The organism is Streptomyces sichuanensis (genome assembly GCF_020328095.1).
Classification (GTDB): Bacteria; Actinomycetota; Actinomycetes; order Streptomycetales; family Streptomycetaceae; genus Streptomyces; species Streptomyces cinnamoneus.
The window spans coordinates 1-281 of sequence record NZ_JAIXMK010000296.1 but is presented as its reverse complement, the minus strand read 5'-3'; the positions used below and the strand labels follow the sequence as shown (position 1 = coordinate 281).

Here is a 281-nt window from a genome sequence, read left to right as displayed (position 1 = left end):
GCCACGAGCGAGACGTCCCGCAGGACCGGCTCCTCGGCGCCCGGGTAGCCGAACTCCACCGAGCGCAGCTCCAGATGGCCGCGCCGGCCCAGCTCGGTGACCGGCGCCACCGGGGGCGCCACGCTGGAATCGGTGGACAGCACCTCCTGGATGCGCTCGGCGCAGACCTCGGCCCGCGGCACCATCATGAACATGAAGGTGGCCATCATGATCGCCATCAGGATCTGCATCAGGTAGCTGAGGAACGCGGTGAGGGCGCCGATCTCCATGTCGCCGCCGTC

Annotated in this window: 1 pseudogene; it reads right to left on the bottom strand. The window is 69.8% G+C overall.

Features of this window, described 5'->3' with window-relative positions:
* Positions 1-281: pseudogene (locus LE181_RS32030) on the bottom strand (ABC transporter ATP-binding protein); the annotation flags it as partial.